The 22492-nt window shown below is 30.7% G+C and carries 19 protein-coding genes and 5 tRNA genes; 13 read left to right on the top strand and 11 right to left on the bottom strand.

Annotated features, from left to right (window positions below; genetic code table 11):
* Positions 1–49: 49 nt before the first annotated feature.
* The 7 genes from EYW44_RS06870 (at position 50) to EYW44_RS06900 (ending at position 4936) form a co-directional block, all read left to right on the top strand.
* Positions 50–790: an MlaE family ABC transporter permease gene (locus tag EYW44_RS06870; RefSeq protein WP_132722933.1), complete on the top strand. Its 741-nt coding sequence runs from the start codon at positions 50–52 to the stop codon at positions 788–790.
* A gap of 1 nt (position 791) precedes the next feature.
* Positions 792–1556, top strand: coding sequence for an ABC transporter ATP-binding protein (locus EYW44_RS06875; RefSeq protein ID WP_132722934.1), 765 nt, complete (start codon positions 792–794; stop codon positions 1554–1556).
* Between the two features lie 240 nt (positions 1557–1796).
* A tRNA-Lys gene (locus EYW44_RS06880) sits at positions 1797–1869 on the top strand.
* Positions 1870–1920: 51 nt separating this feature from the next.
* Positions 1921–2003, top strand: a tRNA-Tyr gene (locus EYW44_RS06885).
* 189 nt (positions 2004–2192) lie between these two features.
* Positions 2193–2265 (top strand) — tRNA-Lys (locus EYW44_RS06890).
* A 52-nt stretch (positions 2266–2317) separates the two neighbouring features.
* A tRNA-Tyr gene (locus EYW44_RS06895) sits at positions 2318–2400 on the top strand.
* A gap of 148 nt (positions 2401–2548) precedes the next feature.
* Positions 2549–4936: a TonB-dependent receptor gene (locus EYW44_RS06900; protein WP_132722935.1), complete on the top strand. Its 2388-nt coding sequence runs from the start codon at positions 2549–2551 to the stop codon at positions 4934–4936.
* Positions 4937–5084: 148 nt separating this feature from the next.
* On the opposite strand, the gene EYW44_RS06905 is transcribed toward EYW44_RS06900, so the two are convergent.
* From EYW44_RS06905 to EYW44_RS06915, 3 genes are read right to left on the bottom strand one after another with little or no spacing between them, the layout of a single operon-like run.
* On the bottom strand, positions 5085–6281 hold the full coding sequence (locus EYW44_RS06905) for a sensor histidine kinase (RefSeq protein ID WP_132722936.1): 1197 nt from the start codon (positions 6279–6281) through the stop codon (positions 5085–5087).
* A complete protein-coding gene (locus tag EYW44_RS06910) occupies positions 6278–6817 on the bottom strand; it encodes a heme NO-binding domain-containing protein (protein WP_132722937.1) in 540 nt (179 codons plus the stop codon). The genes EYW44_RS06905 and EYW44_RS06910 overlap by 4 nt, the downstream gene beginning before the upstream one ends.
* The gene (locus EYW44_RS06915) at positions 6814–7227 is read right to left on the bottom strand and encodes a response regulator (RefSeq protein ID WP_132722938.1); all 414 of its coding nucleotides are present in this window, start codon (positions 7225–7227) and stop codon (positions 6814–6816) included. Before EYW44_RS06915 ends, EYW44_RS06910 begins: the two co-directional genes overlap by 4 nt.
* Before the next feature lie 231 nt (positions 7228–7458).
* Between EYW44_RS06915 and EYW44_RS06920 the strand changes: the two genes are divergently transcribed.
* Positions 7459–8892, top strand: coding sequence for a DUF389 domain-containing protein (locus EYW44_RS06920; protein WP_132722939.1), 1434 nt, complete (start codon positions 7459–7461; stop codon positions 8890–8892).
* 31 nt (positions 8893–8923) lie between these two features.
* Here EYW44_RS06920 and EYW44_RS06925 read toward each other — a convergent pair whose 3' ends face one another.
* The 7 genes from EYW44_RS06925 to EYW44_RS06955 all read right to left on the bottom strand — a co-directional run bounded on the left by EYW44_RS06925 (position 8924) and on the right by EYW44_RS06955 (position 15740).
* On the bottom strand, positions 8924–9682 hold the full coding sequence (locus EYW44_RS06925; protein ID WP_132722940.1) for a hypothetical protein: 759 nt from the start codon (positions 9680–9682) through the stop codon (positions 8924–8926).
* 34 nt (positions 9683–9716) lie between these two features.
* On the bottom strand, positions 9717–10229 hold the full coding sequence (locus tag EYW44_RS06930; protein WP_132722941.1) for a hypothetical protein: 513 nt from the start codon (positions 10227–10229) through the stop codon (positions 9717–9719).
* Positions 10230–10241: 12 nt separating this feature from the next.
* On the bottom strand, positions 10242–11033 hold the full coding sequence (locus tag EYW44_RS06935; protein WP_132722942.1) for a hypothetical protein: 792 nt from the start codon (positions 11031–11033) through the stop codon (positions 10242–10244).
* Positions 11034–11218: 185 nt separating this feature from the next.
* Positions 11219–11842, bottom strand: coding sequence for a hypothetical protein (locus EYW44_RS06940; RefSeq protein ID WP_132722943.1), 624 nt, complete (start codon positions 11840–11842; stop codon positions 11219–11221).
* Between the two features lie 96 nt (positions 11843–11938).
* On the bottom strand, positions 11939–12358 hold the full coding sequence (locus EYW44_RS06945) for a DUF2141 domain-containing protein (RefSeq protein WP_132722944.1): 420 nt from the start codon (positions 12356–12358) through the stop codon (positions 11939–11941).
* A 152-nt stretch (positions 12359–12510) separates the two neighbouring features.
* Positions 12511–14667, bottom strand: coding sequence for a TonB-dependent receptor (locus tag EYW44_RS06950; protein WP_132722945.1), 2157 nt, complete (start codon positions 14665–14667; stop codon positions 12511–12513).
* A 149-nt stretch (positions 14668–14816) separates the two neighbouring features.
* Complete coding sequence (locus EYW44_RS06955; RefSeq protein ID WP_132722946.1) at positions 14817–15740, bottom strand: AraC family transcriptional regulator; 924 nt, start codon at positions 15738–15740, stop codon at positions 14817–14819.
* A 48-nt stretch (positions 15741–15788) separates the two neighbouring features.
* Here EYW44_RS06955 and pdxH point away from each other — a divergent pair, with 48 nt between their 5' ends.
* The 4 genes from pdxH (at position 15789) to EYW44_RS06975 (ending at position 20070) form a co-directional block, all read left to right on the top strand.
* The gene (pdxH, locus tag EYW44_RS06960; protein ID WP_132722947.1) at positions 15789–16436 is read left to right on the top strand and encodes a pyridoxamine 5'-phosphate oxidase; all 648 of its coding nucleotides are present in this window, start codon (positions 15789–15791) and stop codon (positions 16434–16436) included.
* Between the two features lie 31 nt (positions 16437–16467).
* A complete protein-coding gene (locus EYW44_RS06965) occupies positions 16468–16956 on the top strand; it encodes a SixA phosphatase family protein (RefSeq protein ID WP_132722948.1) in 489 nt (162 codons plus the stop codon).
* A gap of 12 nt (positions 16957–16968) precedes the next feature.
* Positions 16969–17862: a Ppx/GppA phosphatase family protein gene (locus tag EYW44_RS06970; RefSeq protein ID WP_132722949.1), complete on the top strand. Its 894-nt coding sequence runs from the start codon at positions 16969–16971 to the stop codon at positions 17860–17862.
* 123 nt (positions 17863–17985) lie between these two features.
* The gene (locus EYW44_RS06975) at positions 17986–20070 is read left to right on the top strand and encodes an OmpA family protein (RefSeq protein WP_132722950.1); all 2085 of its coding nucleotides are present in this window, start codon (positions 17986–17988) and stop codon (positions 20068–20070) included.
* A gap of 921 nt (positions 20071–20991) precedes the next feature.
* On the opposite strand, the gene EYW44_RS06980 is transcribed toward EYW44_RS06975, so the two are convergent.
* A tRNA-Ser gene (locus tag EYW44_RS06980) sits at positions 20992–21076 on the bottom strand.
* Between the two features lie 275 nt (positions 21077–21351).
* On the opposite strand from EYW44_RS06980, the gene aroC reads away from it, so the two are divergent.
* The gene (gene aroC / locus EYW44_RS06985) at positions 21352–22413 is read left to right on the top strand and encodes a chorismate synthase (protein ID WP_132722951.1); all 1062 of its coding nucleotides are present in this window, start codon (positions 21352–21354) and stop codon (positions 22411–22413) included.
* Positions 22414–22492 lie beyond the last annotated feature (79 nt).

Here is a 22492-nt window from a genome sequence, read left to right on the forward strand (position 1 = left end):
AGTCTGAAATAAATATTCTTTATTACATTAGCAGAATAAAAAGAATTAGATGAATTATATCGAGCATGTTGGTAAGTATTTTATGATGCTTGGTCAAGTATTTAAATCCCCTCAAAAATTCAGAGTATTTTGGGAGGCTTTATTTAGAGAGATAGAGCAATTAGGTATAAAATCTATAGGTATTATCAGTTTTATATCTTTTTTTATTGGAGGTGTAATAGCATTACAAACAGCATTAAATATTAGTGATCCGTTGATTCCTAAAATGTTAATAGGATTTGCTACAAAACGATCTGTAATTTTAGAGTTTGCACCTACATTTTGTTCTATTATTTTGGCAGGTAAAGTTGGATCATACATTACCTCTAGTATTGGTAGTATGCGAGTAACAGAACAAATAGATGCGCTAGAAATTATGGGCGTAAATTCTTTAAACTATTTAGTGTTACCAAAAATCATAGCAACTGTATTTTTCTATCCTTTTTTAATAATATTAGGAATGTTTCTAGCAATTTTTGGTGGATGGTCAGCAGGAATCTTATCAAATATGTTTTACGAAGCAGATTATATTTCTGGTATACAATACGACTTTTCTCCTTTCTTAATAGTTTATGCACTGGTAAAAACAGTAATTTTTGCATTTATAATAGCAACAGTTCCATCATACCACGGGTATTATGTTAAAGGAGGATCTTTAGGAGTTGGTAAAGCAAGTACACAATCGGTAGTTTGGACTATTGTTGTGATTGTAATTGCCAATTACTTTTTAACACAAATGTTATTGACGTAGAATGATTGAGGTTAGAGACATACATAAAAGTTTTGGTGAAACAACAGTTTTAAAAGGAATATCTACTTCTTTTGAAGCTGGTAAAACAAACTTAATTATAGGGCAGAGTGGAGCTGGTAAAACTGTTTTTTTAAAAAGTTTATTAGGACTTCATATTCCTGAAGAAGGCACTATTGTTTATAATGGACAAGTAAATACAGAAATGTCTATTGAGGATAAAAGAAACTTTAGACAGGAATTGGGAATGGTTTTTCAAGGAAGTGCCTTATTTGACTCTTTAAATGTTGAAGAGAATGTGATTTTTCCGTTAAAAATGTTTACCAAACAAGTGAACTCTGAAATGTTAGACAGAGCTAATTTTGTTTTAAAACGTGTTAACCTTGAAAATTCAAATAAGAAACTACCCTCTGAACTTTCAGGAGGAATGCAAAAGCGGGTAGCAATTGCAAGAGCTATTGTAATGAATCCAAAATACTTATTTTGTGATGAACCTAATTCAGGATTAGACCCAAGCACTTCTATTTTGATTGATAATCTGATTAAAGAGATTACAGAAGAATATCAAATAACTACGGTAATTAATACCCACGACATGAATTCTGTGATGGAAATAGGAGATAAAATTGTATTTCTTAAAAACGGAGTGAAAGCATGGGAGGGGAGTAGTAAAGAAATTTTTAAAACAGATAATAAAGCTGTAGTAGATTTTGTGTACTCTTCAAACCTATTCAAAAAAGTAAGAGAAGCTTATTTAAAAGATCAATAAGATCAAATTTTTTCTCATCACGATAAAAATATTTAAAAAAATGAAGATTTTATTTTTGAGTAATTTTGTCAAGGTTCCTTAAATTTTCCAGTTTTTGATAGAAACTCTAGAAAAGCTAAAAAATATTTCAAATTTAAAATACTGATAAATAAATGTTTGGTTTTTTATTTGAAAAATAACTTAGAAAAAGTTTTGTGGAAACAGAAAACCTTTATATATTTGCAACCGCTAAGGAAAAATGACCGGGTAGCTCAGTTGGTAGAGCATCTCCCTTTTAAGGAGAGGGTCCTGGGTTCGAGCCCCAGCCCGGTCACAATTTTTAAGCTTCTCAACAGGGAGGCTTTTTTTTGAAATAACTAACTAAGGGGAGATTCCAGAGCGGCCAAATGGGACGGACTGTAACTCCGTTGTCTTTCGACTTCGCAGGTTCGAATCCTGCTCTCCCCACTCTTTATACATTTATTTTGGGGATTATAAATTGTATATTATTAAAACGTTTAACTAACTACTACAGATGTTAAGCGTTTTTTCTTTGTCTGGTTTTTTTTGTTGAATAATATTGTGTTTTAATTGAACAAAATATTTTTTTGTGTGAATCAAAAAATATTTATACATTTGCAACCGCTAATGAAAAATGACCGGGTAGCTCAGTTGGTAGAGCATCTCCCTTTTAAGGAGAGGGTCCTGGGTTCGAGCCCCAGCCCGGTCACAATTTTAAGCTTCTCAATAGGGAAGCTTTTTTATTTAAAATAACTAACTAAGGGGAGATTCCAGAGCGGCCAAATGGGACGGACTGTAACTCCGTTGTCTTTCGACTTCGCAGGTTCGAATCCTGCTCTCCCCACTCTTCATACATTTATTTTTGGTATTAAAAATTATATTTTATCAAAGTGTATAACTAATTACTACATATATTAAGTGTTTTTTTATTCGTTTATCGATATTTTATTTTTGTTAAACAAAATGTATCTTTGTGTAAAACAGTGATATCGATGAAAAAAGTAATTTCTTTAGTTTTAATTTTATTTTCAGTGTGCAGTTCCTTTTCTCAAGAAATAGGGATAGTAAAAGGAAAAGTGATAGATAAGCAATCAAGAGAAAAATTACCTTTTGTGAATGTCGTTATTGAAGGTACTAAGAAAGGAGCTACAACTAATGATAATGGAGAGTTTGAAATTAAAAATGTGTCGTTGGGTTATGTGAAAGTAAGCGCATCTTTTGTAGGGTATGAAACAGTAACTACATCTACATATTTAGTAACTAAAGAAAAATCACCTTATATTACTATTGAGCTTTCTGAAGTATCGTCTTCTTTAGATGAAATAGTAGTGTCATCATCATTGTTTAAAAGAAGAGCAGAAAGTCCAGTTTCATTACAAAGTTTAGGAGTAGAAGAAATAGAGAAAAACCCAGGAGGTAATAGAGATATTTTAAAAGTAATACAATCTTTTCCAGGTGTGGCTTCAAATCCAGGTTTTAGAAATGATATCATTATTCGAGGAGGAGCGACTTCAGAAAACAAATTTTATGTAGATGGTATTGAAGTACCAGTTATCAATCATTTTCAAACACAAGGGGCTTCTGGAGGTCCTGTGGGGATGATTAATACAGATTTGATTCGTAACGTAGACTTTTATTCAAGTGCTTTTCCTGCCAATAGAGGGAACTCTTTAAGTTCTGTGATTGAGTTTACACAAAAGGTAGGAAATCAAGAGAAGTTTGAAGGGAGAGCAAGTTTAGGTACTTCTGACGCTGGAATTACTTTACAAGGACCCTTGTCTAAAAATACTTCGGTAATTGTATCAGCACGCCAGTCCTATTTAAAACCTTTATTCAAATTATTAAAACTAACTTTTTTACCAACATACAATGATTTTCAGTTGAATTTTAAGTCTAAATTATCTGATCGTGATGAGTTGTCTATTTTTGGTTTGGCTGCAATTGATGATTTTGAAATTAATTTAAATGTGAATGATGGGGAAACAGATGAGGAAACCATTAAAAGAAATACATATTTCTTAAATGTAATTCCAATACAAACACAATGGAATTATACTGTAGGAGCTTCTTACAAGCATTATGAAGGAAATAGTAAACAAACTTATGTGTTAAGTAGAAATGAGTGGAAAAATGATATTGTAAAGTATAAAGACAATACAAATCTACCAGCTGACCTTTTAAACAATTATCAATCTAAAGAAATAGAAAATAAGTTTCGATTTGAAAATGATACTCGTTTTGAAAACGGAATAAAATTAAATCTAGGGATAGCCTTACAGCAGTCAACGTATCAGAATAGTACTTTTGAAAGAATTGCTAATTTAAACGGTAATCAAATAGTTAATTTTAGTTCTGAATTTTCAATCTATAGTTATGGAATGTTTGCACAAGCTTCTAAAAAGTTTTTCTCTAATAGGTTACAGTTGTCATTAGGTTTAAGAACTGATGGAAATACCTATAATGAGCACATGGAGAATCCACTAAATCAGTTTTCTCCTCGTATTGCAGCTTCTTTAAAATTAGCAGATAAATGGTATGCAAATTCATCTGTAGCTAAATATTATCAATTACCTGCGTATACAATGTTAGGGTTTAGAGATAATAACAATGCATTGGTGAATCAACCAAATTTAAAATATATTTCTGCGCTACATACTGTTGGTGGTTTAGAGTTTAGACCTGAAAAAACGAGTAAAATTACTCTGGAAGGATTTTACAAACAGTATGGAAATTATCCTTTTTCTTTAAGAGATCAAATAAGTTTGGCAAATTTAGGAGCAGATTTTGGAGTAGTTGGAAGTGAAGCAGTGGTTTCAAATAATGAAGGAAGGGCTTATGGATTTGAGTTTTTAGCTCAGAAAAAATCATATGATGGTATTTATGGAATTTTAGCATACACATTTGTTAGAAGTGAATTCAAAGATGTGAATAATCAATTTATACCTTCAACTTGGGATAATCGTCATTTATTGACTTTTACAGGAGGAAAAAAGCTAAGGAAGAATTGGGAGATTGGAACAAAGTTTCGATTAGTAGGGGGTAGACCTTTTACTCCAAACGATTATGAAGCTTCAGCAATTATAGAACGTTATGATGTGGTAAATGGAGGAATTCCGGATTATACTAGATTGAATAGTGAACGTTTAGATTTGTATACACAGTTAGATTTTAGAGTAGATAAAACATGGTTTTTAAAACGATTTTCAATTAACTTGTATTTAGATGTTCAGAATGTGTATGCAACTAGTAATGCAAGAGCGCCTTTATTACTTCCAAATGGAATTGATCCTACAGATCCAACTCGCTATATTTTAGAAGAAATAGACAATACAGGTCAGGGGAGAGCTTTGCCTAGAATAGGTGTTATTGTCGATTTTTAGTTGAGGTATTGAATTTTATTTAGATAGCAGGTTTGAAGGTATGAGTATAAAGAACTAAAAATTTAACTTATATAAACTAAGATGATATAAAGTAACAACTACTTAATAATTCTTGTGCTACCAAAAAAATGGTAACTGATAATTGAAATTACTTTGGAAGTGATACATGGAAGGTTGTTCCTTCTCCAATAGTAGAAGTAACCCAAACATCACCACCATATAAAGAAATAATCTTTTTTACAATAGATAATCCAACTCCAGTGGAGCTGTTTTCATCATCGAGAGTTTGAAAAACCTCAAATATTTTTTTGTGGTATTTTTCTTCTATACCAATGCCGTTGTCGTGTACACCAAATTCCCAATTTTCATTTTTGTCTATACAAGAGATGGTAACCTTTCCTTCTGTTGGGTTTGCATATTTAATAGCATTGCTGATTAAATTTTGAAATAATTGATGAAGTCTAAATTTATCACCTCTAACTATCGGAAGTTTTTGAGGTATTTCAACAGTTACATGTTTAGGTACATGAATTGTTTGAGTAATTCCATGAATAACATTATCTAAATCGACTTCTGCATTAGGTCTTTCCACTTTATCTACACTCGCATATTTTAAAATACCACTAATTAAGTGATCCATTTTATCAATTTTTACAATAAGCATGTGTAGGTTTTGTTGAATATCTTCATGTTCGCCTAATTCAGCAATATCTTCTTGTAGCCATGTTAAAAGGGCATTCATACTTCTCAAAGGAGCTTTTAAATCGTGAGATACGACATGTGCAAAATCATTCAGCTCTTTATTGCTAATGGTAAGATGTTTTAGAAGTTCTTCTCTTTCTTGTTCAGCTTTTAACTTTTCGGTAATATCTCTAACAATACCATGCGCAAATCTTGCTTCGTTGTTGTTATCAAAAACTAAACTAGAGTTAATTTCGATCCATCTAAGTTCTCTTTTTTTATTATAAACTCTGGCTCTAAAATTTCTGAAAACACCTTTTTCTAAAAGTTTGCTATAAGATTCCATAGCATACTCATAGTCATCTTTGTATAGTGTAGTAGTAACATTGAAGGATTCTTTTTCTACATTATAACCAAAAAAACTAACGGCAGCATCGTTCATTTTAACGACGTTACCGTACAAATCCATTAATATGTATGGATCAACAATGGTTTTGAATAAACTTTCTAGCTGAATTTCTTTTTCATTTAAAACAGAAACAAGGTTCTGGTTTATCTGATAAATTTCTAACGATTTTTCTTCTAAAATTTTCTCAGCCTCTTTTCTGGCAAATCGTTCTCGTTTTAAAGCTTTTTCTAAAAGTTCTATTTTGGACTGACTCATTTTTTAGTAATTTCGAATTGCACAACTGTTCCATCTTCTTCTAAAAGCTTATAGCTAATTTCAGAATCTTGATTGTAGTGTTCGAAACTTTTTTCCATTAATCCGTGTGCAAAAGCATATAAAGCTCTTGACGAGTAATAGATCATTGTCAGTTTATTATCTTTTTGTTCAGTAATTTCAAAACGGGGTAATTCTGCATCTGGATACAATTTTCTTACTTCAACATGTATATGCTCATCAACAGAAGCTAATAATTCTAAAGGAGATTTATAAGTATTTAAAATCGATCCATAATTATCGGCTAGTGCTTTAAAAAAATGTGTACCATAAACCTTTAATAGATCATTAGGTGCAATTTTAGTAATGTCACTTAAATTGGTTAATAATGATACCATTTCGGTAAACTTATATGTTCCTACAGAGGTGTAAACACCATTAGATTCGAGATCAGATTGATCTATAATTTGTTGTACAGTTTCTAAACCAAACTTCTGTTCTACTAAGTCTAAAAATTCTGTAAAAACGATTCCTTTCATATGATTTGGCTAACTAATTCGTTACTAGTCCAATAGTCTAGTGTTTTTGAAATGTGATTAATATATTCTTCGTAACGAACAGGTTTTACAATATAACCAGCAATACCTAACTCGTAACACTTTTTTAAGTCTTTATTATTGTCAGAGCTTGTTAATATTATAATTGGTATATATTTCAATTGCTCATCAGACTTTAAAATTTCCAAAAATTCAATTCCGTTCATTTTTGGCATGTTTAAATCTAAGAAAATCAATTGAGATAAAGAAGTGTTTTTTAATTTATTAAGAGCTTCTTCTCCGTTTTTAGCCTCTGTAACGCTCAGATGATGATCACTTTTCTTACAAACACGAGAAAATTTCATTCTTTCTACCTCGTCATCATCTACAAATAGGATGTTTAATTTTTTCATATTTAATGTAATAAGTTTAATTTCATTATAAAAGTATAAAAAATGTAGATTGAGTAAGTTTTTAATAGATTTAAAAGTGGTTTAGTTTAGATTAACGGTAAATTAGTGTAGATGAATATTTTTCGTCGATAAATGAAATTATATAAATAGGTGTATTAGAGTAGATTGGTAGTTCTTTCAAAGATTATCTGATCTTTTCGTATCTTTCGGCAAAAAATAACTGATTAATTTATGGATGAAAATAAGCAAGAAGAAACAATAGACAAATCTAAAGAAGCATTAAAACAAGATGCTAAAGGTTTGTTTCAGAGTATTAAAATTTTTTTAACTGAACTTTTAGATTTTAGGCACGATACGGATCAAGAGGCAACTATTGAGGCCATAAAAAGCGATGTGCCATTTAAAGGAGCTACAGCTTGGATTTTAATCTGTTCAATATTTGTAGCATCTATTGGATTAAATGCAAATTCTACTGCAGTTGTAATCGGAGCCATGTTAATATCTCCCTTAATGGGACCTATTTTAGGTATTGGAATGTCTTTGGCTATTAATGATATTGATACCTTAAAAAAATCGATGATAAACTTGGCAACAATGATTGTGTTGAGTTTGTTAACAGCATTCTTATTTTTCTTTCTATTTCCATTAAGAGAAGAAACCTCAGAATTAATGGGGCGTGTTAAACCAGATATTCGAGATGTATTGATTGCTTTCTTTGGTGGTTTAGCATTAATTATTGCCAGAACTAAAAAAGGAACCATTGCTTCGGTAATATTTGGTGTGGCAATTGCAACAGCATTAATGCCGCCACTTTGTACTGCTGGTTATGGATTAGCAATAGGTAATTTCGATTATTTTTTCGGAGCAATGTATTTGTTTACCATTAATGCAATTTTCATAGCCTTGGCAACTTTTATAGTTTTAAAGTTATTAGGTTTTACAATGATGCGTTATGTGAATTCTGCTAAAAGAAAGCGAATTGCTCGTATAGCGTCTGTAGTAGCTTTATTGGTAATGGTTCCTGCAGTAAAAACTTTTATAAATGTATATAATGAAACCGTTATTGAAGCTAATTATAAGAAGTTTTTAGACAATGAAGTAGAAAGTAACAAAGATTTATGGTTGTTAAGACATAAAAGAGATGATGAGCATAAGGTAATTACTTTACGTTTTAACGGAGAAATTCCAGAGGCAATTGTAACCAATTTAAAGAATAGAGTAAAAGATTATCAGAAAATAGGAGACTTTAAAGTTGATGTAGTTGGAAATAAATCGAGAAGTGTAGATGATATTTCAAGGTCTTTAGAAAGAGCCTATGCTAATTTAGATCAGAAAGATTATGTAATTGAAGGATTACAAAAAGATATTGAGGAATTAAAAACGACGATCTCCAATTTAAATTCAGAGATTGAACATGCAGATAGTAGAAGTATACCATTTAGTTCTATAGCAAAAGATGCTAAAATACGTTTTAGTGAAATTAAAGAGATTCGTTTTTCTAAAGTACTATCTACAAAAGATTTTATTAAAATAGATACGTTTCCTGAGGCAAGTATTGTTTGGAGTAATAAGTTGAAGAAAGATTACATTGCCAAGAAAGAGGTAGAAATAAAAAAGTGGCTTCAAAAAGAAATGAAACTAGATACATTAATTATCAAAAAATAAATTAAAAAGACTCGTTTTAAACGAGTCTTTTTTAATATAAACAATATAAGACTGCTGGATAAAAAGCTGAAAAGGATAATAAAAAAGTGTTTAGTCCCATGATAAAAGCATTTGCTAAATGAAAGGTAAAACCAATTGCTAAAAAGATAATGACATAACTATTAGGCATAATTAATATCAAAGGAAATAATACTTCGAAGCCAATAACAACTATCGATAGTATTTTAAAAGTAGTTTTATTAAAGTTTAAAGCCATATGAACATTACCATATATTTCAGTAAAAAGTATTCCTTTTAGATGTTCTCCATTTCTCCAATCTTTTGAAATTAATTTGAAATATCCAGCTGTAAAGTAAGACAAACAAATCTGCATGGTAAGAAACCATAGAATAAGTTTGGTTATGTGAGGTTTGTTAAAAGCAGAAATAAAAATACTAGCAATCAAAAGTATCATAATTGCTTGGTCTGCTCCATCTTGACCATAAGGAGATCGGAAGTAAATTAAAAAGAGTATGATTAAAAGACTAGCTTTTAACAAGCTTATTACCAAGGAAGAGTTAATGAATCCGGAAAGTAATAACGTACATACACAAATACTAAGAAAATTAAAATAGGCTATTTTTTTCTTAAGTATAAATGATGTAATACTTCTTGTAAAGGAATTGTGATAGCTATTTCGATGGTATTTTAATATTTGCCAGTTTAATAGACCTTCACTAGAATAAAGTTTTTTTTGAGTAAAAAACTCAATATTTATTAATAACACGGTTACTAAAATAATAGTATCCATTATTTGAATGAGTGTATCTTGAGGTAACATTGATTTAAATTCTGTGAATATTAGATAGAAATATGAGCCTAGGATCTTTTTTCAAATGTTCATGATAACTAGAAGTTATCATGAACTGAATTTGAGACGCTTCTGGATGGAAACGTAAAGATTCTGATGTTAAAAACTCCAATAATAATAGGTAAGGAGTGCTGATCATTATAGAATTATGATCTTTCTTTTTAGAGTTGGCAAGTATTGCAGCAATATCAAATAAAGCTTTTCTATTTCTTTTTAACGGATTCCAAATAAAGTTATACCACTTTCTTTGTTGTGGTAGTTTTGTTTCACACCATACAGAAAATTGGTTATCTGATTTAGAGGTTCTGTATAACAAAACAAGATTGGAAGTTGCTGGAAAAGGTGCAAAGAAACTCCATTTAGGAAGTAGGTTTAAGGGATCGTATTTCCTTAAAGAATTTTCTTTGCTAGGCATAAACTGAACTAGAATAGATGCGATTAGCCAACTACTAAAAAAAGCAATAATTAAAAATTCAAATAACATCATATAACTTGATTTTTAATTGATTGCAGCTTCAATGTATTCTCTTCTTAATCTTAATAATTCTTTTGCGCTTGCAATTGGACCAAGTTTATCTATCATTTTTTCAGAAAGAGAAACATTAAAGTCATTCTGCATTCCTGGGCAAAAACTAGTAGCAGCCAAAACTGTCCAAACCACACCAACTGCTGTAATGGCATAACATAGAGCTGCTTTTCCAATATTAATATCGGTCATATCTGAAGGAATCAGTTTCAAGGCTTCTTTTTCATGTTTACTTAACTTAGGAGTAGATTTTATAATAATAGCATCCAGTTCCGTTTTTTTGTCTTTGTAAAATTCTGCTAGTTGAAATTCTTTCTCGTTAATATTACCTCCATTGTATGGAAAAGGAACAATAGCGACTTCCATATCATCTGGAATAAAAATATTGCTTGCTAAAATTTTCGAATTGTACGATAACTCTCCAAAAACATCACTTTTAACTAAAGCTTTTACACCATCTTTAAGTGGTCTTATTTCTCTTTTTTCATAACTTTTAAAAAGAAATTCAATTAAATGTTCAATTTTATTTTCCTTTAATAATTCCTTTATCCTTTCTTTGGTTTCTTTGTTTTTTCTGAATACAAGAGCTGTAATAGTTCCTGGTTCAAATAGTTTAAAATCTAATTCTTTATTTCTTTTGAAATCAATTAATTCTACCCTTTTCTGATGAGATTTCCTGTTTTCATATTCAATAAATACAGGTCTAAGATCCATAATGTTAGGAATTGTTTCTGAAACTTTGTCAAATTTTTTGATAGTATCCATTTTGTTTGGTTTTTTAATTAATAGTAGTAAAATTATTCAGAACGAGAAGAAAGAGACTTAGGTAATTTACGGTAAAACAAAAAGGGACTATCTCTTTTTTTTAGAAGTGTTATTCTTCAGTATATATCAAAAAACCACCCTGGTGAAAAAGGTGGTTTTATTGAGGTTTTAGACTAGTTTTTTTATTATTTAAGGTTACACTTTTTCAAAATTTCTTTAGCTCTATCAACTCCACCTCTTGGATAGTATTTAGGTAATGTTTCTTTTTCAAATAAAGGAATTGTTTTTTCAACGTCTTTACAGTAAGGTTCTATAGATTGTCCAAAGAATTTAGCAGTTCCCATATCCCATTCCGCTTTACTTAAAATAACTCTTGGATTTTTAGGTGCTGTTTTTAAAGCTTGTTGGTATAGCGCATTATTTTTACCCGATAGTGTCATTCCGTATTTTTGACCATCAAAAGAAATATAAGCTGTATTTAATAAAGCTTGAGTAATCATAATTTCAGGGTTATTTTCTGAATTGGTAGCAGCCATATCTAAAAATTCTTGTGCTTTTTTCAATTTAGCATTTAAAGTTGCAGCGTCTTTTAATCCAAAGCTGGTTAATATTTCTATGGTAGCTACATAATATGGAGGTAGCCAGTTCTCTTTTTCAACATTAGAAATTCGTTCAAATAGCTGAGAAGCTTCAGTAGTTTTGTTGTTTTTCCAAAGATCAAAGGCTTTTTGCATTCCTTTATCGTATTTAGATTGAGCGAAACTTGTAAGCATAACAAGAAGCATCAAAAAAGTAATAACATTTTTCATGAGTATATAATTAAGAAGTGAGTAAGTGTTTTTAGAAAAGTATATTCAAATTCTTTTCAGAAATAATAGAATGTATTTATTTGAATGTTGAAAGTATTAATCCATTTCAATTTTTAAAGTAAGATCTTTATCAAGCGTAAATTTTGCATCTTTATATTTAGGAGGTCCCATAAAACCTTTTGCGTTGTTTGAAACACCGATTGGTTCTTTTGGAATCCCAAAAATCTTAGTATCCATTTTCTTGTTGTCATTTTCATCATGAAAAGCAGATACAGCGTATTCTCCTTCTGGAAGATTTTCAAAAACAGCTGTCGCTTTGTTGTTTTTAACTACAACAACAGCTTCTTTAAAACGCTTTTTTAGAAAATCTGCTTCTTTATTATGTATACCTACAAATACATTACCAGTGTCAGTATCCATTCCAGAAAACTCTATTGTTAGTGTATGATTGTTTTGTGCAAACGATGATATTGTAGTTAAAATTAATATTGCCAAGATTTGAAAAATTCGTACCATAGTTTTTTGTTTTTAGTTATTCAAATATCGAATGTTTTGTGTGTTTATTATCAAAATTCTTACCGAATTGTTGTTTTTTGTTACTGAAATGCATTTTGGTAATTATTTATGCTTTTCATTTTTAGTTTTTAAGGAAACTTAAAGTAGGGAAACTATAAGTTATCCAGTTGATTATCGTTTTTATTATCGCTAATAGTCCAAAAGAAACCAATAAAAAAGAAACGATTTGCATTTGGTGTAATAGCTTGTCTTTCGTAAAATCCGTTGGTGTTTGGAGTATTTTTGTAATTATATCCAAAAACATTTTCTGTTCCTAACACATTATTAATCGAAAAGTATAAAATCTTTTGTTGAGAAATTAAATAAGCAGCGTTAAAACTAACGGTATTGTAGTTTTTAGTTTCTTGATTTAAAAATCCACTAAGATTAGGATTGGTATATGTTCTTCCAGAAGCAAAGCTATAAGAAAGTCCTAGTTGAGTTTTCCAAGAGTCCATCCAGTATTTACCAACCACAGATAAATTATGTTTAGAAGCAAAATTAGGACGAGCCTTTGTAGGATAATTTTTATAATCTCTTTCTGTATCCAAAAAAGAATAAGAAACCCAATATTCTAAATTTTTAAAAGTTTTACCATCTCTCCAAAAACCTTCAATACCTTTAGCAAAACCTTTACCTGTGTTAGAAAAATTAGTTGAAGGCGTCGGGAATTGATCGTTATATTTTACTAAATTGTTATAAGGCTTGTAAAAAGCTTCTGTTCTGAATATTTGTTTGTTGTTTACATATTGATAATTTAAAATATAATGAGAGGTGTTTTCAGAAGTTAAATTATCAGCAAATTTTAAATACTCGTTTTTAGGGTTTTGATAAAACTGTCCATATGCAAAAGAAAACTGTGAATTTTTACCACTTTTATACGCTAAAGATATTCTAGGAGATACAGTTAATTCATCGGTAAACTCACTTTTTTCAAGTCTAACACCAGCTTTTGCTCCTAATTTTTTTGAGAAGAAGATATCAGCTTCAGTAAAAGCAGCAGCAATATTATTATTGAAACCATAAGAAAAAGAATTGGAAGGAAACTGATTAAATGTTTCGTTGAAATCAGTTAAGAAATATTCTCCTCCAAAACTTAATTTTAATCGACTAGAAAAACGCTTTTTAAGTTTTACTTTAAAATGAGCCGAGTTTTCTGTACCATTTACATTATCCTGTTCAATATTAGTTTTAGAATTATCATGAGTATATCCTAATCCACCAGAAACAGACCATCCATTACCAATTCGTTGTTTGTACGAACCATTAAAATAAAGATTGGTGTTTTTTAGAGCAAAGCGAAAACCATCATCAAAATTAATATCATCTTGAATAAGATCGAAGTTAGAATAGCTGTAAGCACCGTATAGTTTTAGTAATCCGTCATTGTTTGTTCTATATCTGTATACCATTTCACCGCTAGCGGTTTCATAAGGAGATAACCATTCATTTTTATCAGGGAAAGCCCATAAGTAAGGTGCAAGATTAACATAAGAAGTGTTGATGCTAAATGAGTTTTTTCCCCATATTTGCGTATTTCCAGCTCCTAAACCAACAGTCATAAATTGTAATTCTGTTTTTTCTTCGGTAGGCTCATCAACAGTATTTAAAGCTAAAACACCAGATAATGCTTGTCCGTATTCAGCAGAGTAACCACCAATTGAAAATGTCATGCCTTTAAATAAGAAAGGAGAAAACCTTCCACGTGTAGGTAAGTTATTTGTTGTTGGTAAAAAAGGAGAAAACACACGTATTCCATCAATGAAAATTTGAGTTTCTTCAGCATCACCACCTCTTACAAATAACCGACCATCTTCTTCGTTAGCAGAGGTTCCTGGTAAGGTTTGCAAAGCTCCAGCAACATCACCTAAAGCGCTGGCTGTTGTTACAATATCTAAAGGTTTTAAAGCTACAGCTCTTGCTTTTTCGCCAGCATCAAAACTTCCAGCATTAATAACTACTGCATCTAATGTGTTTACATCTTCATGTAGTTTTATTGTTAAGTTTTTAAATTTAGTTACATCGTCTGTTTTTATAAAGCTTTCAAAAGAAATGAAAGAAGCTATAAGTGTTTGAGATCCTTTTTCAGATGTAGAAAAATTAAATTCTCCATTAGCATTACTAGAGGTACCGTCATAGGTTCCGTCTAAATAAATATTTACACCTTCTAAAGGTTGTCCTTTTGCATCAGTAACTTTTCCAGAAACAGTTGTTTGACTAAAAGTTAATACAGTGTATAAAAGTGTAAGTAAAATAAGTTTCGGTTTCATATTGATTTGATTTAACACTTCAAAAATGAAACAGTTCTCTCTTTTTTAATAAAAAGAATTACTGAGTTGTTAAAAAAGTAAGTTGAATTGATTTTTTATTCTAAGCGACTTTAAAAAAGTAACTAAATACTAAAAAGTAAGTCTGTAATTTATGCAACAGGGATACATAAATCGACAATAAATTTACCTTCAGGATGGTTTTCTGCATTGTTGTGAAAAATTTCAAAAGGATCTATTTCACTTTTCTGATACCCATTTTCTGACATCCAAACAAAATTAGATTCCCAAGCCTGTTGAAATTCTGATGGTTTTATTTCAAATCGGCTTACAATACATTTACCAGGTATAAAAGTTTTAGAGTTAACAATACCGTTAGATTTTATTAGTTCCTTTAAAACGATGCAAGCACTCATACCAATATTATTAGGATCTGATATTTTTGGACTATCATGGTAAATAGTCATCATTTGTAAATTAGGTGTGTTTAGCAAACCTAATGGAGTAGCCCATTTAATTAATTGATGATAAGCAATACCTATGTCATCTATTTTTCCTTTGTGATGTACATATCCTAATGAAAATTCAGGTAGTTTTTTTACAGTAATATTTAAAGCATTCATTTGTATCCAGTTTATTGATTCTTGTAGGTTACAAATGTATTCTTCAAAATTTACCTTTATTTGACCATTCTTGCTTTCTGTTTTACAAATCTTGCTAAATTTTTGAGGACTGAGTTCTCTGAATTGTAAAGGACTCATACCGTAAAATTTTTTAAAGCCTCTAGAGAAAGATGATAGATTTGTGTATCCTACCATTTCAGCAATTTCAGTAATCGATATATCATTGTTTCTAATTAAGAAACCAGCAGCTCTTTCTAATCTTTTTCTAGTAATAAAACCGTTTACAGTTTCTTTGGTTACAATTGAGAATAAACGATGAAAATGAAAATTAGAAAAGTTCGCACGTTTAGCAATTTCTTCTAAAATCAATTTTTGATTAAGGTTATCTTCTATAAATTGAATAGCCTTAACAATTTTAGCAATTGTAATATTTGAAGGTGTTTTAGGTTTCATTATTGCGAAGATAAGTCTTATTTTTACAGAGTTAAATTATGAGCGATAATGAATCAAGATTTAAGTGATTACAGAAAGTCTTACGAGAAGTTTGAATTAGTAGAAGATAAATGTCCAGATAATCCAATAACATTGTTTGAAAACTGGTTTGCATTTGCTGATGCTTCAGAAACAGTTGAAGAAGCCAATGCAATGAATATTTCTACAATTGGTTTGGATGGTTTCCCAAAAAATAGAGTAGTGTTATTAAAGCAGTTCAGTAATGAAGGTTTTATTTTTTATACCAATTATAATTCAGAAAAAGGAAAAGCAATAGCAAACAACCCAAATGTTTGTTTGTCTTTTTTCTGGCCAAGTTTAGAGCGCCAAATAATTATAAAAGGACAAGTAGCAAAAGTTACAGAAGAGGTTTCTGATACTTATTTTAACTCAAGACCTAAAGGAAGTAGATTAGGAGCTTGGGCTTCTAATCAAAGTGAAGTAGTAGCAAGTAGAGTCATTTTAGAAGATGCTTTAAAAGCAAAAGAGGAAGAGTATGAGGAGAAAGAAGTTGTAAGACCAAAACATTGGGGTGGATATATTGCAAAGCCAGTTTCTATTGAGTTTTGGCAAGGTAGACCTAATAGAATGCATGATAGAGTTAGGTATCAACTAGAAAAAGATTTTTCTTGGAAACTTGAACGTTTAGCTCCGTAATGCTATATTTGAAAACTCTTTGTTTAAATCAATGAAAACAATATACATAGTTCGTCATGCTAAATCGTCGTGGAAATACGATAGCGTAAAAGATCACGATAGACCTTTAAAAGAAAGAGGTATTAACGATGCGCATTTACTTTCAAAATTTTTAGCAAAAACCATTTCTCGTCCAGATGTTTTTATATCAAGTAGTGCAAACAGAGCATTGCATACTGGTATCATTTTCTGCGAAAATTTTAGCTATCCAATGGCGAATCTTAAAATAAGTAAGCAATTATATAGTTTTAGTGATGGGTATTTAGTTAAAACGGTAAAAGCCTTAGACGATAGTTTTGACAGTGCTATTATATTTAGTCATGATCATGGAATTAACACATTTGTAAATAAATTCGGAAGTAAGCCCATTGCACATGTTTCTACATGTGGTGTTGTAGGAATAGAATTTAAAGAAAAATATTGGAAAGATATTAAGAAAGGAAATACGATTTTAGTAGAATTTCCAAAGTATCACAAGTAAAAAAACTCTCTTTTGAAAATTAAGAAATACGGAGCCATAGATATAGGTTCAAATGCAGTAAGATTATTAGTAGCGAATGTAATTGAAGAAAAAGGAAAGGAACCGAAGTTTAAAAAATCAGCTTTAGTTAGGGTGCCTATTCGTTTAGGAGGAGATGCTTTTGTTACAGGAGAAATTTCTAAGTTTAATATTGAAAGAATGGTTGATGCCATGAAAGCTTTTAAGTTATTAATGAAAGTGCATGGTGTTGAACGTTATAAGGCTTGTGCTACATCTGCTATGCGAGAAGCATCTAACGGAGATAAGGTGGTGAAAAAAGTTCTAGAAAAAGCTGGTATTGAAATTGATATTATCAACGGAGCTAAAGAAGCTGCAATTATTTCATCTACAGATTTAAAATACTTAATAAATTCAGATGAAACTTATTTATATGTAGATGTTGGAGGAGGAAGTACTGAGTTAACTGTTTTTTCAAGAGGACAGATAATTAACTCAAAATCTTTTAAAATAGGTACTGTTAGGTTAATTAATAATACCAAAGAGAAGAATAAAAAAATATTTGCTAAAGTTGAAAAGTGGATAATAGAAAACACTAAAGACTACAAAAGAATATCTTTAATAGGATCTGGTGGAAACATAAACAAGATTTTTAAAATGTCTGGTTTAGATGCAGGCAGACCTATTTCTTATGTGTATTTAAATGCACAATTAGAGTACCTGAAAAAAATGTCTTATCAAGAAAGAATTTCTGACTTAGGATTGAATCCGGATAGGGCAGATGTAATTGTACCTGCAACAAAAATTTACTTATCAGCCATGAAATGGAGTGGTGCCAGAAGAATTTTTGTGCCTAAAATTGGATTGTCTGATGGTATAGTTAAAAGCCTTTACTTTAATAAATTATAAAATTCTTTAACAGGGTTTTAACATTTGTTTTTTTTCGTTATATTTGTTAGGAAGTGACTTATTCCCTCTAGTAAGTGTCACAAATAAGAGCTAAGTAATAAAAATAAACAAATTTAATTCATTATGAAGAAACTCATACTATCTGGTGCTTTTCTAGCTATCGGAGTTGTGGTAAATGCTCAAGATTTACCAACCAATGCAGAACCAGGAAAATGTTATGTTCGTTGTAAAACCCCTGAAGTTTGGAAAAATGAGGATGTAACTATTGAAGTTGCACCAGCATATAAAAGAATAGTAGCATATCCTGCAAAGTACAAAACAGTAACAGAACGAGTATTAGTAGATGAAGGTGGAGAGAAGCTAGTAGTGGTGCCTACTAAATTCACAACAGAAAACTTTACTGTTGTTACCAAAGAAGCAAGTGAGCGTTTAGAGAAAACTATTGGAAAACCTTCTTTTGAGAATTTAACAGTAGTAATAGAAGAATCTTCTAAGCGTTTAAAAGCAGTTCCTCCAAAATATGAAATGCGTAATGTTGAAGTAGTAGTAAAAGAAGGTTTCAAAAAATTAATATCAGTTCCTGCTAAATACGAGCAACAAGATGTTGTTGTAACAGTAAAAGAAGCAAGTAAGCGTTTAGAAGTAGTGCCTGCTAAAATGAAAACAATAACTGAAGAGGTAATTGTTAAAGAGGCTAGTAAACGTTTAGAAGTTGTACCTGCTAAATATGAAATGCGTGATGTAGTAATTACTGTTAAAGAAGCAAGTAAGCGTGTTGAGGTAGTACCTGCAAAGTACGAAATGCGTGATGTTGTTGTAACGGTAAAAGAGGCAAGCAAGCGTTTAGAGGTAGTACCTGCTACTTATGGTACAGAAGTAGTGTCTTATAAAAAGAGAGAATATGGTAACAGACTTAAGGTTGTGCCAGCATCTTTTTCAAAAGATAACGAAGTAATTGAAGTAAGAGCTAAATCTGCAAAATGGCAAATGAGTGAAAGAGCTCCTGATTGTACGTCTTCAGATCCTAATGATTGTCGTTATTGGTGTTATAGAGAGGTGCCAGCGCAATTTACCACATTAGATAAAACTGTTTTAACTAGCGATGCTTCTCTTATTAAAACATCTGAATGTAATGAGCCTAATTCAGAAGATTGTGGAAACGCTACTTATGTAAAAAGAGTAATGAAAACTCCACCATCAACTAAAACAATTGATATCCCGGCGGTAACAAAAGTTGTTAAGAAACGAGTTATGGTTACTCCTCCATCAACTAAAACATTTGATATTCCAGCAGTAACTAAAGTAGTAAAGAAAAGAGTAATGGTTACGCCTCCTACTACAAGAACCATTGAAATTCCAGAGGTTAAAGAACCTGTAAAGAGAACAATAGTAGATGTGCCTGCAACTACAAGAATTATCGAAATACCAGCAGTAACAAAAGTTATCAAGAAAACAGTAATGGTAACACCACCTACAACAAGAGAGGTAGAGGTGCCTGCGATTACAAAAGTTGTAAAAAAGAGAGTAATGGTAACTCCACCAACTACTCAAGAGTTTGATGTGCCAGAAGTAACTAAAGTGTTTAAGAAAACAATTCCAGCACCAGAGTCTACTAGAAAAATAGATATTCCAGAAGTAACAGCTACGTTAAAGAAAACAGTAGTAGCTTCAGAACCTACTACTAGAACTGTTAAAATAGATCCTAAATACGGAACAATTAAGAAGACTGTTTTAGATAGTGACGCACGTTCTGAAGAGGTAACTGTAGATGCAAAGTTTAAAACTGTAACTAAAGAAGTGTTAGTTTCTAAAGGAGGATTAACAACATGGAAAGAAGTAGAGTGTAAATTAGTTCAAAATACACCTTTACCAATTAACTGGAATTTAGGTAGTGCAACATTAACTTCAGGAGCAAAAAGAATTATTGATGCTCGTTTATTACCAATTTTACAAGACGGAGTAGCGGTAGCTATTGAATCTCATACAGATGCAAGAGGTTCTAAAACTAGTAACCAATCTTTATCTGAAAGAAGAGCGCAAGCGGTAGTAAACTATTTAGTATCTAAAGGAATAAATCCAAGTAAATTAACTGCTAATGGTTACGGAGAAGCAAGATTAACAAACAGATGTGCAGATGGTGTTTCTTGTACTGAGCGTGAGCATGCAGCTAACAGAAGAACTACATTTAGAGTAATCGATCAAAAATAGTAGTATCTATCTGACAAATTTCTAACAAAAAATCATTAAAAAACCGAGCATTGCTCGGTTTTTTTTGTTTAAATATTTATAATTTGAGATTGTAAATTGTTTAGGTGTTTAAAGTGGTGTTAAAGGTGTTTTAATCGGCTAACGAGTGTGTTGTTATATCTTTTGTTTAATATTTTTAAAGTTATTTTAGAAAAGTATTCTAAGTTACGAAAAAAAGAAATTAATGGTTTATCAAATAAATTAATTTTAGAAACTCTCCCACTTAATATATAGGCTTAGATTTATGAATGTTTCAAAATTAATCAGATCTCATGGTTTTAATCTATGAGATCTTTTTTAAGTTAAACGAATTGATTGTTTTTGATTTTTTGTCGATTGTTAAATTTTTAAATAAATAAGCCTTTCCGAAGAAAGGCTTGTACCTAATTATTCGCTACTAGAGATTCCCCAATTCATAATGAATTTTGTTGGTAGCTAAAAAGGTGAGCTAAATATACAAAATATAGTTAAACACATTTTAAGTATGATATTTATGTTTTAATTTTTTTGTTTAAAAGAAAACCTTCGTAAAGAAGGTTTTCCGTAATTAAATTGGGGAATCTCTAATAGCATTGTAGTAATGCTACCAATAATTGTTTTCTAAAAATTTTCATTAAACTTTTAGAATTAATAAGTCAAGAATACTGTAGGTTGGAAATAATTATATTCAGTACTAGGTTTTTTAGTAGTCTAATTGTTATTAGTTTGTCAGATATTCAGTTACTTATTGTTCTAAATTTACGCTATTTTTTAATCTTGTCTACAGGAAAAACCTCTTTTAAAATTTAGTTTAAAGTTGTTTAAGTTTTTTGTATTTACTGAATCAATTACGTTTATACAAAAAGAAAACCCTTGATAATCTTTCGATTTTCAAGGGTTTTGCGGTGAAAGAGGGATTCGAACCCCCGGACCTGTTACAGTCAATGGTTTTCAAGACCACCGCATTCGACCACTCTGCCATTTCACCAGTCGTGCTATCGTTTTCCCGTTAGCGGTTGCAAATATATAAACCTTTTTTAATTTAGAAAAATAAAAAGAGGTTTTTTTTGTGTTTTTTTTGAAAGTTTTTTCTGGGGTTAAAGTAAGTGTTTTGTTATTAGTGTTTTAGTGGTTTTAGAAAAATATCGATTTAATGAAGGAATTTATTTAATAAAGGGATTTTTAAAAATAAAGCTAATTTTTATTCCATTTCAACGACGGTTTTTCTAGTAAATATGTAACTTCGTTTTAAAATTATAGTATATGTTTAATTCTTTAGGAAATATTTTAAGGTTAACAACTTTTGGAGAATCTCACGGTGTAACTATTGGAGGAGTAATTGATGGCTTTCCTGCAGGGGTTTCGATTGATTTTGATGAGGTTCAAAAAGAATTAGATAGACGTAAGCCTGGACAATCTAAAATTGTAACACAAAGAAAAGAGCAAGATACAGTTGAATTCTTATCAGGAATATTTGAAGGTAAATCTACAGGAACGTCAATTGGTTTTGTTATTAAAAACACAAATCAGAAAAGTAAAGACTATAATCATAACACGAATGTCTATCGTCCTTCACACGCAGATTATACGTATGATAAAAAATATGGTATAAGAGATCATAGAGGAGGAGGAAGAACTTCTGCGAGAGAAACTGCAAATTGGGTAGTGGCAGGAGCTTTAGCTAAACAGTTAATTAAGCATATAAATATTAATGCGTTTACTTCATCTGTTGGTGATATTTTTATTGATAAACCATATCAAGATTTAGATTTTTCAAAAATAGAGAGTAATGTTGTGAGGTGTCCAGATGAAACATCTGCGGATAAAATGATAGCTCGCATTCAAGAAATAAGAAAGCAAGGAGATACGATTGGTGGAACCATTACATGTGTGGCCCAAAATGTACCTTTAGGATTGGGTGAGCCTATTTTTCATAAATTACATGCAGAATTAGGTAAAGCAATGCTTTCTATAAATGCAGTAAAAGGATTTGAGTTTGGTAGTGGTTTCTGTGGTGCAAAAATGAAAGGATCTGAGCATAATGACATTTTTAATGCTGATGGAAGTACTCAATCAAATTTATCAGGAGGAGTTCAAGGAGGTATTTCTAATGGAATGGATGTGTATTTTAGAGTAGCATTTAAGCCAGTGGCTACTATTATGCAAAATCAAACAACGATAAATTCTGAGGGAGAAGTTACGGAAATTCATGGTAAAGGACGTCATGATCCTTGTGTTGTTCCAAGAGCTGTTCCTGTTGTAGAAGCTTTAACAGCTTTTGTGTTAGCTGATTTTTGGCTGATGGATAAAATGAGAAAAATATAAAATTTAGCAATAAGTGTTTTAAAAACATAAAATCACAATATGTTCTTTATTAATAAAAGTTTACATATTGTGATTTACT

This window comes from Tenacibaculum sp. M341, assembly GCF_004337695.1.
Taxonomy (GTDB): Bacteria; Bacteroidota; Bacteroidia; order Flavobacteriales; family Flavobacteriaceae; genus Polaribacter.